The sequence below is a fragment of the Candidatus Binatia bacterium genome (assembly GCA_029243485.1).
Classification (GTDB): Bacteria; Desulfobacterota; Binatia; order UBA12015; family UBA12015; genus VGTG01.
On the sequence record JAQWRY010000040.1, the window covers coordinates 1 to 16,167 of the forward strand.

The 16,167-nt window shown below is 63.6% G+C and carries 13 protein-coding genes; 6 read left to right on the top strand and 7 right to left on the bottom strand.

What is annotated here, in order from left to right; translation table 11 throughout:
• Both P8R42_12400 and P8R42_12405 read left to right on the top strand, forming a co-directional pair.
• On the top strand, nt 1-716 hold a 716-nt coding region (locus P8R42_12400), incomplete at its 5' end, for a DDE-type integrase/transposase/recombinase (GenBank protein ID MDG2305421.1).
• A gap of 172 nt (nt 717-888) precedes the next feature.
• Nucleotides 889-2,619: a thiamine pyrophosphate-binding protein gene (locus tag P8R42_12405; GenBank protein ID MDG2305422.1), complete on the top strand. Its 1,731-nt coding sequence runs from the start codon at nt 889-891 to the stop codon at nt 2,617-2,619.
• 175 nt (nt 2,620-2,794) lie between these two features.
• Here the strand turns inward: P8R42_12405 and P8R42_12410 are convergent, their stop codons facing one another.
• The 3 genes from P8R42_12410 to P8R42_12420 all read right to left on the bottom strand — a co-directional run bounded on the left by P8R42_12410 (nt 2,795) and on the right by P8R42_12420 (nt 7,848).
• Nucleotides 2,795-3,142, bottom strand: a complete 348-nt coding sequence (locus P8R42_12410; GenBank protein ID MDG2305423.1) for a hypothetical protein — start codon at nt 3,140-3,142, stop codon at nt 2,795-2,797.
• A gap of 479 nt (nt 3,143-3,621) precedes the next feature.
• Nucleotides 3,622-6,432 carry a zinc dependent phospholipase C family protein gene (locus P8R42_12415; GenBank protein MDG2305424.1) on the bottom strand — a complete coding sequence of 937 codons (2,811 nt, stop codon included), beginning with the start codon at nt 6,430-6,432 and terminating at the stop codon, nt 3,622-3,624.
• A gap of 405 nt (nt 6,433-6,837) precedes the next feature.
• Nucleotides 6,838-7,848, bottom strand: coding sequence for an LLM class flavin-dependent oxidoreductase (locus P8R42_12420; GenBank protein ID MDG2305425.1), 1,011 nt, complete (start codon nt 7,846-7,848; stop codon nt 6,838-6,840).
• Nucleotides 7,849-7,996: 148 nt separating this feature from the next.
• On the opposite strand from P8R42_12420, the gene P8R42_12425 reads away from it, so the two are divergent.
• Nucleotides 7,997-9,655 carry a hypothetical protein gene (locus tag P8R42_12425; GenBank protein MDG2305426.1) on the top strand — a complete coding sequence of 553 codons (1,659 nt, stop codon included), beginning with the start codon at nt 7,997-7,999 and terminating at the stop codon, nt 9,653-9,655.
• 303 nt (nt 9,656-9,958) lie between these two features.
• On the opposite strand, the gene P8R42_12430 is transcribed toward P8R42_12425, so the two are convergent.
• Entirely contained in the window at nt 9,959-11,485 is a 1,527-nt protein-coding gene (locus P8R42_12430) for a GDSL-type esterase/lipase family protein (protein MDG2305427.1), read from the bottom strand.
• 248 nt (nt 11,486-11,733) lie between these two features.
• Entirely contained in the window at nt 11,734-12,993 is a 1,260-nt protein-coding gene (locus P8R42_12435; protein MDG2305428.1) for a LamG domain-containing protein, read from the bottom strand.
• Between the two features lie 230 nt (nt 12,994-13,223).
• Here P8R42_12435 and P8R42_12440 point away from each other — a divergent pair, with 230 nt between their 5' ends.
• Nucleotides 13,224-13,577 carry a hypothetical protein gene (locus tag P8R42_12440; GenBank protein MDG2305429.1) on the top strand — a complete coding sequence of 118 codons (354 nt, stop codon included), beginning with the start codon at nt 13,224-13,226 and terminating at the stop codon, nt 13,575-13,577.
• 9 nt (nt 13,578-13,586) lie between these two features.
• Nucleotides 13,587-14,030, top strand: coding sequence for an FtsX-like permease family protein (locus P8R42_12445; protein ID MDG2305430.1), 444 nt, complete (start codon nt 13,587-13,589; stop codon nt 14,028-14,030).
• Nucleotides 14,031-14,071: 41 nt separating this feature from the next.
• Here P8R42_12445 and P8R42_12450 read toward each other — a convergent pair whose 3' ends face one another.
• Complete coding sequence (locus P8R42_12450) at nt 14,072-14,521, bottom strand: hypothetical protein (GenBank protein ID MDG2305431.1); 450 nt, start codon at nt 14,519-14,521, stop codon at nt 14,072-14,074.
• A 101-nt stretch (nt 14,522-14,622) separates the two neighbouring features.
• Here P8R42_12450 and P8R42_12455 point away from each other — a divergent pair, with 101 nt between their 5' ends.
• Entirely contained in the window at nt 14,623-15,672 is a 1,050-nt protein-coding gene (locus P8R42_12455) for a pyridoxamine 5'-phosphate oxidase family protein (protein ID MDG2305432.1), read from the top strand.
• Here the strand turns inward: P8R42_12455 and P8R42_12460 are convergent.
• The gene (locus P8R42_12460; GenBank protein ID MDG2305433.1) at nt 15,666-15,914 is read right to left on the bottom strand and encodes a hypothetical protein; all 249 of its coding nucleotides are present in this window, start codon (nt 15,912-15,914) and stop codon (nt 15,666-15,668) included. The genes P8R42_12455 and P8R42_12460 overlap by 7 nt on opposite strands.
• Nucleotides 15,915-16,167 lie beyond the last annotated feature (253 nt).

Genomic DNA, 16,167 nt, shown 5'->3' on the forward strand with positions numbered 1-16,167 from the left:
TGGGGTGGCAGATGACGGACCGAACGGGCCATTTCATCTCGGAATCCAGCGTGTACCGCATTCTGAAGGCGCACGACCTGATCACGAGCCCGGCCTACGTCTTGATCCGCGCTGCCGACCGCTTCCAGCATCCGACCAAGCGACCGAATGAGCTTTGGCAGACGGATTTTACGTATCTGCGCGTCGTGAGCTGGGGCTGGTACTACCTGTCGACCGTGCTCGACGATGACTCGCGCTACATCCTGGCGTGGACGCTCGGCACGACGATGAAGGCGTCGGACGTGACCGAGACACTCGACCTTGCGCGAGCGAAGACGGGAGTGGACGAGGTGCGGGTCGTGCATCGACCTCGACTGCTGAGCGACAACGGCCCCTGCTACGTCTCGGGCGATCTTGCGACCTACCTGGGTCGCCACGGTATGGAACACACACGAGGAGCGCCGTACCATCCGCAGACGCAGGGAAAGATCGAGCGCTACCACCGCTCGATGAAGAACGTGGTGAAGCTCGAGAACTACTACAGCCCGTGGGAGCTGGAGCGTGCGATCGGTCGCTTCGTGGAGCACTACAACCACCGGCGCTACCACGAGTCACTGGACAACGTGACTCCAGCCGATGCATATCATGGGCGGCGCACCGCGATCCTGACGCGCCGAGAACAGATCAAGAACAAGACAATGGCTCGTCGTAAGCGACAGAATCTACGAGCTGCGTAGGCGAGCAAACGCGCCGGAAGTGTCTCTTAGAAAGAGGCCCCAAAGATCCCGACGTCTTTGACGACGTACACTCAAGTACGCACCTCTCGTCCGGGGTACGCTTGATCTCCGCGTCTGTCTTCGGATAGGTTTCGCGCGAGATTATAACGAATATCGAGAGAGGTGACGAACCGTGAGTAAGAAGAATGTGAGCGATGCCTTGTGGGAAATGCTGGCCGACGCCGGAGTCAAGCGTTGTTACGGCATCGTCGGCGATGCCATGAATCCGATTATTGATGGACTCCGTCGCAATGGGAAGATCGACTTCATCCACGTTCGTCACGAAGAAGCGGGCGTCTTTGCGGCTTCCGCGGAAGCCAATCTGACCGGTGAGCCGGTCGCTGTTTGTGGTACGGCGGGCCCCGGAGTCACGCACCTGATCAACGGACTCATCGATGCGCGCAAGGAAGGGGCCCCGGTCATCGCGATTGCTGGCGATACGGTCAGTTCGGTGATCGATACGGGAATGCTCGAGGAGTTGAACCCGTATGCCTTCTTTTCCACAGCATCACGCTACACGGGCCGTATCGTGAACCCGGAGCAGACGCGCGCGGTGGTGCAGACAGCCATTCGGGTCGCGATTGCGGAAAATGGACCGACGGTCGTCGCGATCCCTGGAGACGTCGCCGCACAGCCCGCGCCGGACCACTCCTTTGAAGCTGTGCGCTACAATACCCCGGTGCTGCGGCCGAGCGAGACCGATCTCGACGCGCTCGCCAAGGCCATCAACGAGGCGAAAAAGATCACGATCTTCGGTGGAGCCGGTTGCGAGAAGGCTCACGACGAAGTGGTAGAGTTGGCAACCAAGCTCAAAGCTCCCGTTGGATACGCCTACCGGGGCAAGCAATGGCTGGAATGGGAGAATCCGAACGCCGTGGGGATGTCGGGGCTGATCGGTTGGGGGGGTGCCTACGAGGCCATGCACGAGGCCGACCTCCTGCTTCTGCTCGGAACCGATTTCCCGTTCTCCGAATTCTATCCGACGAAGAACGTCACGAAGGTGCAGATCGACAAGAGCCCAGTGCATCTAGGGCGCCGTACGCATCTGGACATGGCCCTTGTCGGGCACGTGAAGGATACGGTCGAAGCGCTGTTGCCCCTGTTGACGGAGAAGACCGATTCCAAGCACCTCGACAAGGCGCTCGAGAAGACCGAGAAGTCGCGTGAGGTCATGGCGCGCTACGTCACCCACGGCCCTGACATCAAGCCTCTTCGTCCCGAATACCTGACCAGTACGATCAATGATGTAGCGGATGATAATGCGATCTTCTCGGCGGATACTGGTACGCCGTGCATCTGGATGGCGCGCTATATCCATGGCAAGAGGAATCGTCGATTGATTGGTTCTCTCTCCTGGGCGTCGATGGCCAACGCGATGTCCAACGCAATGGGCGCCTCTTTGTCGCATCCCGGCCGCCAATGCATTGCCCTGTGCGGAGATGGCGGTTTCAGCATGATGATGGGGGACTTGCTGACGATTGTGGAGCGAAACCTTCCCGTGAAGGTCGTGATCTTCGACAATAGCAAGCTTGACTTCGTCCATATCGAGCAGGAGGAGGCGGGACTCGAACCGTTCGGCACGGAATTCAAGAACCCCAACTTCCAGAAGGTTGCGGAGGCCATGGGCGCATTCTCGGTACGGATCGAGGAACCGAAGGACGTTCCCGAAGCCGTCCGGGCAGCATTGAGCCATGATGGACCTGCGGTGATCGACGCCGTGGTGGATCCATTGGCGCTTTCGCTACCACCGCATATTACCTTCGGGATGGCCGAGGGCTTTTCGCTCAGTCTCGCGAAACAGGCACTGGCGGGCCGTCTGGATGATGTGTTGGAAACCGGCACTCGTAATATTCGCCTGGTCTGACAAGCGCCGCTCTACGGCCCATCCGGGATCCAGGGCAGACCTCCCGCGGGAGGTTTCACCCCTGGATCGAGGGTGGCTATGGCTCGGCTAGCCCCTTGCCGACAGCGCGGTTCGGAAAACTAGGCGTTCGACTTTTCTTTTTTCAAAATCAACGCGAAGGCGATCAGCTGCAGGATCAGCATCCCGAGAAATGCCAGAGGTTAATGGGCACGCCGAGTGGCATCGGCTCGACGCCGCCTTCTCCCAAAAAGACCCCGCCGTACAGAGGTATCGTAATGCCCGAGATCTGGTAGCCGACCAGAATGCATAAGCTGATCAAGGCGGGGAACAGCTCGTTGCCCTGAACCCACAGATAGTACATGCCCAGAAAAAACAGCAGCGCATTGGTGGCCAACATCCAAACCAGATGGGCGCGCGCGTGGGCATCCCAGAGATCGTTGAAAAGGTGCGAACTACCGACGCCCTGGAATACCGGAAGAAGTCCGCCGCCAAGCAACGCAATCGTGGTCAGAATCCTGCTCATATCCCGGTACCGCCCTCAGGCTTTCCGCGGATAGCCGACATGAAGCCCTTTTTGGGCTCCAATCCGACCTGACGGCTCCTTAACGGACGTATGCGTGCGCCTCGTTCTGCCTCATGGACGGCATCAACGAAGCACGTCTCGATCAGCTCATGGAGGCCAAGCCCGACACTGTCGCAGTCGCCTGCCCGTTCTGCACGACCATGATGACGGACGCGACGGGGCAGCGTAGAACGTCAAACTCGAACGCTCTTCTCATCAGGTCGGCCCACCGATGATGGCGACGCCTGGGCTCCTTGGCTTCCCGCTGATCATCCGGCGGGGTCGGAGCTTGGTGGGCTCGCCCGGCCGGCTCGGCGGCTCGTGCGACGGCGACCTTTCGGCGATTCGCGTGGCCGGCGAAGACACCGAGAGCCCAGCAATTCATCCGAAAAATTCGAGCGAGGATGAAAGCCGAACCGGGAACCCTGTTCGGACTGCGGCTACTGCACGACGAACGAAATCGGCTCGTTCCCGGCGCCCGGGTCCTGTGTGCACGCAAGACTCAGAGGGCCGAGGACAGGCACCCTCGACACCTCCACGGATACCGTATCGAGCTCGAACTCGACCGGCGTCGACGCGGCGTCCGGCGTGAGCGCAACCGTGGCGACGTCGCTTTCCACGATCACTGGCCCCGGTGTTCCGTTGGGCGGAACGTCGGTGTCGACCGTCAGGTCGAGCAACATGGGAACGCCTCCCACCCCGTTGGCCACGGGTCCTCCGGTGGCGCCCGCGATGGTCGTGACGGAATTTGCCGAGTCCAGCTGGATCTCCGCGGCGCCGAGCGCTTGCAACGTGGCCACGAGCGACTCGTCGAGTTCGACCTCGAGCTGCGTGCTCGTGTTCTGCGTTTCGCCCGCGCGGTAGCGTTCTTCGGGCATGACGGCGAGCGACATTCCCATGGGGATCGATGCGATTCCGAGGTTGCATATCATGCCGAAAGAGGCCGTCTGTGCGAGCGAGCCGCTGAAGTCCAGTGGGCACGCCTGGGCGCTCGAGAGAATCGACGCGGAATCTCCCGACGCGCTGCACGGCACGTCCTTGGTGTTGCTCCGCTCGATTGCCTCGACCAGCTTCGCGTCGCAAGTCTCGAGATCGACCGGGTCGACGAAGACGGTACGCCGGCTGGCCCTGGACTGCGCCCGCATCGAGCATACGTAGTAGTTGCCGACCGCCTTTATCTTGGCGCTGTCACAGCGCGCACGGCCGCCTCCATTGCCGGGCGGTGTCGCTCCGCCGAGAACCGCGGTGAGGATCGTGTCGACGCATCCACCGACGGTCGCGGCCGTCGCGTTGGCATCCCCCGTGGTGGGACACTGCACGATGGCCTTGCCCTCGGCTTTTTCGAAGCTCTCGTCGAGACGAGTTGCGCAGGAAAGGGAATCGAGGAGTTGACCGGCCTTGACCTCCGCCGCCCGAACGCCGGTCAGACACTGCGCATATCTGCCCGTCGCGATCTCCTTCTTGGCTCGGCAGCGACCGTCGGGAACGACTTCGGGGGTGTGTTGCACGACGTCGGTGGCTTCGCTCCGCGCCACGAACGTCGCACCATCGTTCTTCGAAATCGAGGTGGAGAAGTTTGCCTCCCAACAGACGTCCTTGTTGCGGATCTGCACGCGCGCAACACCGTCTTCGGGCACGAGGGGAAGCGGCGGGAGATTCAGGTCCTGCCCTTTGCCCTGCACGAGAAGCCGGGCCTTCCCGTCGTTGCCCGCCTTCAGCACGACTTCGTTGATGCCTCGATTGGAACGGGTGCGATCGCGGAAACGGTAGCCTTCCCGAATCGACTGCCAGCACGTCTTCCCATCACAGGTCTCCCCCGGAGGAACCGTGGCCTGGTAGACTTTCTCCATCGTCGCTTCTTCGGCACCAGCCCAGAGACAAATGGACGAGGCCGCCGCCGTGAACGGATCGCCGAACTCGGGCGGCGCGGTGTTTTCCCCGCCGGTCCAGCGAAACAGAAGCGAGTCCTGCGCGTCCTGGGTGGCGTCTTCGATCTTGAGCAGGCTCGTCTCGGCGCGGATCACGTGCTTGCACTCGCGTTCGCGCCCATCGGCGACCCCGCAGGCGGTAGCCGACGGGGTCTCGCCGACCACCAGTGGGGCCGGAATCCCGGCGCAGCCCGGGCCCGGACTCGGGCAGCGGGTGCGGAAGCTTCGTTCGTGGTCGACCGTGGTCGCGACTCCGTCGTTGTTCTCGATTCCGGCGTGGATGACGACCCGATATTCGTGGTCGTTCTGGAGCGATACCGTCGGCTCGAGCCACATGTAGTTGCGAATGTCGCCGTTGTAGGGCGTTCGCAGGTTGAAGGGCACGGTCTGGTCCGCTTCGTCGCGCAGCTCGATGAACGGCGCGGCCTGGCTGCGGGCGATGCCGTAGCCGAACAGAATGCCAATGCGGAAGTTCGCCGCGCTCTCGCTCGCGTCGACGGGGAACGCGTCCTGCCACTGATCCGGCACGAAGGCGATCAGCGCGTTCTGATCGAAATCGTCGTCGAACTGGAGTCGCTTCCATACGACCTGCCAGTGTCGTTGGACCAGCTCGGCGAGATGGGGCAACGACCCGGGCGCGCGCTCGTCGTAGACGTGGGTTCCGAGCCAGGGGTAGCGTTGCCAGGCGGTCCGGTATTGCTGGAGGGCGGTCGTCCGCTGGAGCGCGATGGCCGCTTCCATCGCCGTCATGCCCGCTTCGAGCGTGGCCTCACTCACCGAGTAGCCGATGCCGTTCTGGAACACCGCAACCAGATCCGAGTACGGCGCCCAGGCCTGCGTATCCAGCAACACGTTCTCGTCGATGATGATGAAGTAGTCGGCCTCCTGGTCGACCGAACCGGGGTCACCGTCGACTTCGAAGGCGCGGGCGAGAATCGTCGTGTCGTAGGTCTGATCCGCGATGCCATGCGAAGCGACGCCCATGAGGAACGCGACCTCTTCCCGAGCGGTGGTCGAGGAGTAATCGCCCGCGTACTTGTCCCGAAGGAAGGAGATGTAGGCGTTCAGGAACTGCGACCAGTGCGCGTTCTCGCCGTAATCGTCACCGATCGCATAGCCGCCGTCGGGAAACATCGAGCCGGCTTCGAGGTTGGCCACGTAGGCCGGGTCCTCGAGCAGATCCCGCAGCGGGCCGGCGGGAAGCTTCTCCACCGCGAGCTGCGAGATGTGAACATGCGAATACGAGCCATTCGCATGACTCGCGACGGGCGCGAGACAAAGGAATATGAAGAGGCTCGAGACGAGGAGGGCGAAGCGGGGCACGTGGTTCGTTCCTTTGGCTGGGGTTCGCATCCCGCCATAGGATGGCGTCCCCCCGGGACACAGCCGATATCGTGCGCGAGACGGCAGCCCACATCAAGGCTCTTTCTGCCCCAATCGACTTCTGGCCATCAACCCCCAACCTCCCCAATGGAAACCTCCCCGCCCCCTACCCGCCGGCGGCGGACTGGACCTGCAGACGAGCAACTCTGCGGCGGACAGGCGAGGGTGATGGCAGGCGATGGAAGAGATGGAGGGCCCGAGACGAAAACTGCTGATCGGCGCGGCGTGGCATCGTCGATATCCTCCTTTGCGAGAAGGAGGCCGATCTATTGTGGCCGCGCGACCCAAGCGTGGATGCCCGGCGTGCCGGTGAGGATCGGTACTCAGCCAACCGAGACGCGGACCTCACCGAAGCTTCGGGATGACCTCGGTCGCAAGTCGGTTCATGCTCGCCATGACCTCGTTCAGGTCGGCGTCGCGTGACCCGGGGACCAACACCAGCCGCTCGACGCCGGCCTCGAACAGTTCCGAGAGCCGCGATACGCAGTGCTCGCTTGGTCCGGCGACGGCGAAGCGATCGATGAAGGCATCGGGGAGGGCCGCGGCATGGCTCGCACTGGCGGTGGCGTGGCCGGCCATGTCGTAGTTCTTGCCGAGTGCTTCGAAGACCGAACCGTCGGAGCTGGCTTGGCGAGGGGAGCCGGGCATGCCGGAGAAGTGTGCGAACGACGCCGTGCCGCCCCGCGCGATCTGGCGCGCCGTGTCGGCGTCGGGATGCGCGACCGCGTTGACGTAGGCGCCCACCGAGATGCTGGTCGGATCGAGCCCAGCCGCCTCTCGTTCGGACCGAACGAGTGCGATCGCGTCGCGCAGTCGCGCGGGATCCGCGCCGACCCCGAAGGTCACCCGGTCGGCTTGGCGCGCCGCGACAGCGATCACTTTCGGGCCGGTCGCCGCGATGTCGATGGGGACTGGCGGTTGGCCGGTCCCGGCGATCCACTCATTGCGGCTCGTGGCGTCTCCGAGGTCGGCGGTCTCGCCGTGCAGGAACGCGCGGACCTGCGAGACGTAGGTCTCGAACGGTCGGACGCGCGCCGGCTTCTGGCCGAGGAATCCGAGCGCCGAATCGCCGCGCCCGATCCCGAGCACGGCGCGCCCGCCCGAGGCGACCTGTACGGCAGAGATCGCCGATGCCGTGACGGCGGGATGGCGCGTGACCGGGTTCGTGACGCCGGTTGCGAGAACCATACGTTCGGTCGAGGCGGCCGCGATACCGAGTGAAACATAGACATCGGCTGCCAGGTTCTGCGTATCGGCGAAGTAGATGCCGTCCCATCCGGCGCCCTCTGCCATCTGCGCCATGGGTCCGGCCAGGCCGGGTAGGGGGAATGTGAGCATGTGGATTTCGCGTCGCATGAAGACTCCCTTATCCAGTCGAGCCGACCGCTGCGAGGCGTTGGGCTGCGTGTTCTCCGTTGTGTCTGCGACGGGTTTGGGAGTAGGATCGACAACCGCTGCCCCGGCAGCCTGGTCGACCCAGCTCGTCCACCACCAGGGAGATCCCATGCCGCCTCTGACTCCAAGGTCCTTGATTGCCGCCGCAGCTGCTGCCGTCTTCCTATGGGCGCCGCGTCCCGCTGGCGCGGTCGATTATCTCGTTGGCCACCGGGTCAGCTCTTCGACGTACGGCAACGGGGCCGGGAAGGCCTTCAAGATCGTCATCAAGGCCGGGCAAAACGGGAACGCTCCAGCTTTCGTTCTGCCGGTGGATCCCGGAGGCGGCACGAACCTCGTTGCCATCGAGCGGGACTCTGCTCTGCTCGCCGATCCGTTGACGGCCGGCACCTGGAAGGGACTCGGCAATCCCGCGGGCTCGAAGGGCTGGAAGTACACGAACTCGAATGCTCCGGGCGGCGGGCGGGTGAAGCTGCTGCTCGTAAAGGAGCGCGTGATCAAGCTCGTCACGAAGGGCACGGGAGACATGGGCCCTCCCGTGGCGCCCAACGGGTCGATCTCCGTGGTGCTCTCGCTGGGTGATGACTCCTACTGCGCGGAGGCGACGCCTCCGCACTTCAAGGAGATCGACGGCAAGTTGATCCGCTCGAAGCAGCAGCCGGCGCCCGCAGCCTGCGCCGATACGTGCCTGCCCGGCTCGGACACCGACAACGACCGCCTCGACGATTGCTCCGAGACGAACACGGGAGTGTTCAACGGTGCCTTCGACACGGGTACGGATCCGCTTGTGGACGACACGGACAACGATGGCCTCCGCGATGGCGACGAGGTGCTTGGAACACCCGGCGGGCTCGATCTACCCGCCTTCGGGGTGAGCCCGCTGCGGCAGGACATCCTCCTGGAGTATGACTGGTTCGAGGATAGTCTGAACTGCCCGGCGCACAGTCACGAGCCGAGCGACGCCGCGCTCGCGATGGTGACGGCAATGTTCGCCGCCGCCCCGAGAGCCAATCCAGATGGTTCGACAGGAATCAACTTCATCCACGACAAGGGCCAGGGCGGCGTGCTCACGGGAGGTTCGATGATCCCCGACGCCGACGGGGTTCTCGTCGGCGATTCGGGAGGTGCGGAGTTCCAGAGTCACAAGGCTGCGAACTTCGCGGCGAACCGGGAAGACTACTTCCACTACACGGTGCTCCCGCATCGCTACAATACGAGCAGTGGCAGTTCGGGCCATGCGGAACTCGGCGGCGACGATCTGATCGTCTCGCTTCAGTGCTTCCTCTCCGATTCCAACGTGGGCCACACGATCGCCCACGAACTCGGGCACAACCTCCTGCTCTTCCACGGGGGGTTCAACGACCTGTGCAACTACAAACCGAACTACAACTCGGTGATGAACTACCGCTACCAATTCCCCGGCGTCGACTCGAACTGCACGCCTCCCGGCGACGGCGTACTCGACTACTCGATCGGCGACCGGATCTCGCTCGACGAGACGAACCTCGACGAGAACGACGGAACCTGCGGTCCAGGTTTCCCCTGGGACTGGAACGGAAACGGTCCGATCGAGACCGGCGTCGTGTTCGACATCAACCCCGACAGCGATCCGCTCCACGAGCCCTTCTGCGGCGGCGCCCTTTCGACGCTCAACGACGCCGACGATTGGGCCAACATCCGGCTGGACCGCGTCGTCGACGGCGATGGCGCCATTCCCCGCAGTGCGCGCCCGAGCATTGCCTGTGACAATCCGGCGCCGGCGCCCTAGGCAGAAGTCGCCGTCGGCGACCGTCCCCATTCCTCGGTCGGTTGGAATCTCACGGAACGGGGCTCGGGAATCCTGATCCTCTTCGATTGCGACGGAGTGTTCGGGTTCAGAGACGGTTGGACCAAATAGGTCGATGAAATAGGAGACACTTCCGGGAGGTGTCAGCGGGGCCGGAACTGGGCCCCTCCAGCCAATCGGGCCTTCTCCATGAGGCCACGCGAGATCAAAGCGAACGCCCGAAAAGAAGCCATTCTGTCGCCTTGGGCCCCAAAAGGGGGCTTCAGGGCGGCGATCCGCACCACATCATTGCTTGGGGCGCGTCGTCGTTGCGACCTCGTCGACATGCACGACGCTCCCCGTGGCCGCCTGGAGCGTGACGCGGGTATGGAAGACGGGTTTGGGAGAGTCGATGGGGGCTACGGCTACGACCTGGACCTGTTGCCACTCGGTTCCCAGTGCGAAGACTTCGGACTGTGCGACGAGCGGCGCCGAGTACATATTCTGGTCGCGGAAATCGACGGTCGCTTCGACCGTGGCCTCGCCATCGGGTGCTCGCGCCCAGAAGCTCAGAGTGACCCGGTCGCCCCCGGTAGCCGGGTTGGGCTGGTGGCTGGCGGCGCCATCGGCCAGTTCGAGCAGGGCCTTGCCTGCATAAGCGAGTTCGGGGTCGATCCGACGTCGGACCCCGGGGTCTTCGCGATAGCGCCAGCCGTAGCCTCCAAAGGGGGCCGTTTCTTCGAAGCCTCCGTTGGCGACATCCCCATTGCGACCAAACCCGCTCATGACGTCGCTGGGCCCTGCCTCCCAACCCAGATGCTGTTCGAGGTGTTCGGCCAGGACGACCGCCATCCCTCCGTGATCGTATTCGCAGCCGTGCCAGCGCTCGAACACCCAGGGGAACGTCGCGGCGGACATGTTCGGGTCGTCGCGTGAGGCGACGACTTCGTGGGTGTAGTTAGCGGGTTCATTCTCCGACCAGCCCCACGCGTTGAAGAGGACGATGTGGGCTGCGGGGTGGACGGTACGGAGATCATCGAGGAAGGCATGGTAGTCGGCCTGGATATCCGCAACTGGGCGTCCGACGTCGTTGGCTCCCAGGTTCACTACGACGACGTCGGCCCGGAACCGACTAAAGTCCCAGCTGGCCGCTGGCGAGGCAGGGTCGATTCGGTCGAAGAAGGCATGCACCGATGGAATCGTCGAGCCGCTCCAGGAAATGTTGTGATACGCGGCCTCGAACATCCGGGCCGTGATGCCGGCGTAGCCAAAGTGCGTTCCCTCGAGCTGGGCGCCGGGCTGATTCTTTTCGTGTTCGAGCGAATAGCCAGCCAGATTCGAATCTCCGTAGAATTCGATCCGGCGGCCTTGGCTCTTTGGTTTCGACGTCACTCCGGTTCCCAGGACTTCGAAGCCGAGAAAGGCCGTATCGCTGTACTCCGTCTCTTTGACGATCTCGACGGTGTGCGAGCCCGGCTCGAGGTTTTCGGCGAGAAGGTATTTCCCGGGACCGGGCGTGACCTTGAACTTTCTCGACGATGTCGGGTCGCCGTCGATCACGATCCGGAAATATTCCGTGTTCGTGCCTGGGTCGAGTTCTACCCAGGCGGCGCTTCCCACGAAACCTAGAGCGACTTCGGAGCCGGCCCAGCCTGCCCAGGGTGCCTCGGGGTTTTGCCGGTCCCAACGACCGGTGTAGCGGAGGCTCGGGTCGGTGGGGTCGAGGGTCTGTAGGCTGCTCGGGACCGTCGTCGGCCCGTCTCCGCAACCCGCCGCGGTTGCGATGATGGTTGCCAGCGAGAATCCGGTCATGACGGCCCACCTCTTCAGCATCGGCTATCTATTCTACGGCTGGTTTGAATGGTGCAAGCCTCCCATGCGGCAGAAAGAGACGCACGCAGACCTCCGGTAAGGCCGTTCGGTCGGATTGGAGCCGCCAGCGGGAGAAACACACGAGAGCCGCCTCAGCCGGCAACGGCCGGCGAGGCGGCTCGAAATGTGGCCGCTCCGTTCGAGCTTCCACTCACGACTCAAAGTCGGCTGATTCGACCTCGCAACGGCCTTGCCCCCGGGCCTGGAAACTAGGCGCTCAGGGCTTTCTTGAGAGCAGCTCTGAACTTCCCGATGGCATTGGAGAACTCGCCCGACGTGTTCTTCGCGTCGCCATCGGCAAGATAGCCCTGTGCTCGTCCGATGCGGCTCGGATCGCCACCCCGGCTGATGGCATCAGCAATGGCATCGCTTGCCGCTTCCCGTGCGAGGTTGGTCAGGTTGTCCATCTCCTGCGCGAGGGAGGCGGGATCGAGCCCCTTGCGAAGCGACTTCTCCATCGCGGCCACCGCCTGCTTGATTTTTTTCAGCGCCGCGACCGGATCGGGCGGAACCCCGGTCAGATCGGACTGCGCGAGTTCGAGTTTCCGACGTGCGGTGTTCAGGGGCGGCGTTGCCGCTGGAGGTGTCCCTGGATCGCTCGAGAGAAGGTCAACCTGCTGAATCGCTTGCGTGGCGACGGAGCCCAGGAAGGGTTCGGCGGCAATCGTACCCACCCATTCCTCCAACACCATGGTCGAGGGATTCGTCCAAGACCAGAGTCCGGAAAAGCAGTCGTCGCCCGGCGAACGGGTCCAGTTGAAGTAGACCAAGTCGGTCGGCTCGGTCGTATCGGTGCCCGCCAAAGAGAGACCGTCGGCAGAAACCTGGATCGTGTATTCGGAAAGACCGAAGCATTCGCCGTCACCTGCGATGCCCGACATCGTCACTTCACCGTCGGCAGCATCGGCCAGAGTACCGTCCGTGTACTCGACAGCGGTGCAGAAGTCCGATGCGCCACTCACGTCTTCCCAGTGAATGTCCAGCGTGCCACGGACCCGCTCGCAGGCTCCCGGCGAAAGCGCTGCGACCTCCGACGGGCCGAGCTCTCCATCGTAAATTCGAACGTAGTCGATGAATCCTCCCGCCTCTTCACCACTGTCGTCCCGACCGAAATGCAAAACACCACTGGCGGGGGAGGCGACGATGCCGAGGGGGTCTTGGAGATCCAGGGCAAGCACTCCGTCGACATAGACTCGTACCTGCTTGGTCGCATCGTTCCGCGTGAAAACGAGATGCTGCACAGAACTGACATGGATCAGGCCGCCACCCACGGAGTCATCGAGCTCGTATAGCTTCAGTTCGTAGCTGGTTACGAAGAGCGAGTTGTCACCGGCGAGATTGTCCCAGTTCATCAGGGCGCTGTGCGGGCTAGGATTGTCCGGTGTGCGCATGTAGATCTCGATCGAATACGAATCGGAGGGGATCGCACCCGGCGGATAGCCGACATGAAGCCCCTTTTTGGCCTCCAATCCGACCTAACGGCGCCTTACCGGACGTATGCGTGCGCCTCGTTCTGCCTCATGGACCGCGGTCGTGCTCGCGGTGCTGGCGGGTACTGCGCAGTTGCTCGCGGACGCGCTTCGTCGCCTCGTGCCGCGTCGCTCGCCGTACTGGCTGCGCCAGGGCCTCGCGAATCTCTTTCGGCCCCGCAACCACACGGTCTCGACGGTACTCACGGTGGGCTTTGGCTTTGTTCCTCGTGACGACGCTGTACGGCGTGAAGGACAACGTGTTGCGCCAGCTCGCGATGGACTCCAGCCCCGAGCGGCCGAACCTGGTGTTGTTCGACGTACAGCCCGATCAGGTCGCGCCTCTCGAGACCTTTCTGGCAGAGCGGGGCGCGGCGATCGTGGACCAGGCCACGATCGTGTCGGCGCGCTTGTCGGCCCTCGACGGAAAGTCGCTCTCGGAGCGGATCGCGGTCGACCCCGATGATCGCGAGGCGCAGTGGGCGCTCCTGCGGGAGTACCGTCTCTCTTACACGACCGTGTTCCTTGCCCGTCAGGTCGATGCGGACGTCCGGGCCGAGATTCAGCGGGATCTCGTCCTCTAGTTCCCGAACGTGTCGGTGCTCGATGCGAGTCTGATCCTGCGTGCGGTCGACACGATGATGGCGCGTGTGGCTCTCGCCGTGCGCGCTCTCGCGCTCTTCGCACTCGCGACCGGGTTTCTGATCCTCGTCGCCGCCGCCGCCATGGCGCGGGACGAGCGCACACGCGAGGTCCTCTTGCTGCGAACGCTCGGTGCCCCGACGCGCATCCTGCGGCGGATCATCACGACGGAGGCGGTCGCGATTGGCGCACTCGCCGCCGTTCTCGGCGTGGGACTGGCGATGATCGCGACGTGGGCGCTCACGCGCTTCGTCTTCGACATCCCGTTTACACCGTCGCTTCCGGACTACGCGGCGTTCGCCTTCGTGAGTTTCGTGATCAGTGCGGTGCTCGGCGGCGCGGTCGGTCGGCCGACGCGGGCGGGAAGCCCGCTCGCGGTTCTACGGTCGCAGTAGACGACGACGCGGTACGTTCAGGGCGCCGGGAGGAGCCTCTCTCACTGAAGCTGCACCGATCCTCCGGTCATCGGGGCCACGGTCTCGGGCCTCGGTTTCTCCCTTTCGGAGACGAGGTACATGAACGGCCCGAACTCCCGTGCGATCTCGCGGTACCGTGAGCTCTGCGTCTTGGCGGCTTCGCCGGTAGTCTGATCGAGAATGATCATGACGAGGGGAGCGCCTTCCGAACCGTAGAGCCAGATCGCTGGGGCGTGGTGGCCGTTGCCGCCGCACACGGTGCGAAAGGCGACGGCTCCGAGGGCTCCCGGGGTCAGGTGCACGTGCGTGCTGGGGAGGACCACGTGCGCCCAGCCCTCTTGCAGATCGATTTTCTCGAGGTCGACGAAGACCTCGCTCAGGCCGACCCCGTTGCGGAGGACCAGACGGGCCGGGCCGAGCCGGCGACAGTCTCGGAGGAGAGCCTCGGTAAATGCTGCTCGATTTGCCATGCTTTTTGTCGTCTCCTGGATTGCCGCCGTTCAGGGCGGGGTTTACTATTGAAATTGATTCTCAATTTCGTTTAGTATGGGGCATCGATGAGGATGTCAAGATGAAAACCGGAACCACCGTGTCGTCGCAGCGCGCGCTTCGCGCAATCCTGCCGACCCCGCCGGCCGCGATCGCCCACAAGAAGGTCCCGGGGCTCGAACTCGCGACGGATACGTTTCTCGCGAAAGTGTCCTTCGTTGGAGTCGTTGGTCGCGACGGCTCCGGGGCGCCGTCGGTCACCGCACGAATGGGAGAGGGCGGTGCGCCGAAGATCGCCGGGGAACGGACGCTGATGCTCTCGGATTCCCCGGCCGCACGACTCGGCGGCGAGCTCGAGAGTGCGCTGGGCCCAGGAGGAGTCGGGCTTGTCTGTTTGATCCCCGGAGTTCCCGAGACGCTGCGAATCAACGGAGACGTTCAGCCGTGCGACGAGGAGGGCTGGGCGAAGATCGACGTGAGCGAAGTGTACTTCCACTGCCCGAAGGCGTTTCTTCGGGCGCAGCTCTGGGCGCCTCGTGAGTCGCTCGCGCCCCTTCCCGGTTCCGCAGCGGGTGTTCGAGAACGGTTGGACTCCGCCGACGTTTCCTTCCTCGAGGGGGCGTCGTTCGCACTGCTCGGAACGCACGACGGCGACGGTGGCTTCGATCTCTCCCCTCGGGGCGACCCGGGCGGGTTGCTCCGCATTCTCGATGATCGCACCCTCTTTCTGCCGGATCGTCCGGGGAACCGGATCGCGGATAGCCTTCGCAACATTCTCGCCACCGGAGAAGCAGCACTGCTCGCGCTGGTGCCCGGCCGCGGGCAGAGCCTGCGCGTCCAGGCGCGTGCCGAGATCGTGACGGATCCCGCGCTCCTCGAGCCGGCTGCGGAGAAGGGCCGTGCGCCGAAGCTCGGGGTTCGCCTCGACGTTCGCACGGTCTCCTTTGAAGACGGCCCGGCTCTCGGGCAGTCGGCGATGTGGGATCCGGGGCGGCACACGGACCCGAAGAGCCTGCCGTCCTTGGGGGAGCTCCTTTTGCAGCAGTTGGATCCGAACGGTCGGGGTCGCCGGGTGAAGACCTTCTTCCTCGATCGGATGATGAAGAGGGACGCGGCGAAGAACCTCTACTGAACGCCCGTGGCCTCGATATCGATTCGCAGGAAGGCGTCGCCGAGGACCTCGTAGCCGTCGAGGCTCCTCACGGGTCGTCCGACCGAATGGAGAAGGTCGCGGCTAAGCACGACGCGCCCGACGTGTCGCTCGCTGCACAGATCGAGGGCGGCCTCTGCCATCATCTCCAGGGGTTCGACCCAGTCCGGGTTCTTCAGGGCGATGTAGCGCACCCAGTGTGCTCCTTCGCGGATAGCCGACATGAAGCCCCTTTTTGGCTCCCATCCGACCTAACGGCGCCTTATCGGACGTATGCGTGCGCCTCTTTCTGCCGCATGGAGCGACCTTCAACAGCCGAAGGCTGCGAGTATCTGGGAAAAACTGCTCACGAGATTCCAGTTGGGGTTCTCCTTCTGAATTTCCAGACAGATATAAGTGTAGACATCGATCGTGCCTTGGATATCCATAGGGCAGGAGGCAGGTATGACGAAGAATTCTGGCGAACAACGATCGCGT

Coding starts and splice junctions, on each gene's coding strand:
- P8R42_12455 (MDG2305432.1), top strand. CDS start 14,623: ATGAAAACCGGAACCACCGTGTCGTCGCAGCGCGCGCTTCGCGCAATC.
- P8R42_12460 (MDG2305433.1), bottom strand. CDS start 15,914: ATGTCGGCTATCCGCGAAGGAGCACACTGGGTGCGCTACATCGCCCTG.
- P8R42_12430 (MDG2305427.1), bottom strand. CDS start 11,485: ATGCTGAAGAGGTGGGCCGTCATGACCGGATTCTCGCTGGCAACCATC.
- P8R42_12420 (MDG2305425.1), bottom strand. CDS start 7,848: ATGCGACGCGAAATCCACATGCTCACATTCCCCCTACCCGGCCTGGCC.
- P8R42_12410 (MDG2305423.1), bottom strand. CDS start 3,142: ATGAGCAGGATTCTGACCACGATTGCGTTGCTTGGCGGCGGACTTCTT.
- P8R42_12425 (MDG2305426.1), top strand. CDS start 7,997: ATGCCGCCTCTGACTCCAAGGTCCTTGATTGCCGCCGCAGCTGCTGCC.
- P8R42_12450 (MDG2305431.1), bottom strand. CDS start 14,521: ATGGCAAATCGAGCAGCATTTACCGAGGCTCTCCTCCGAGACTGTCGC.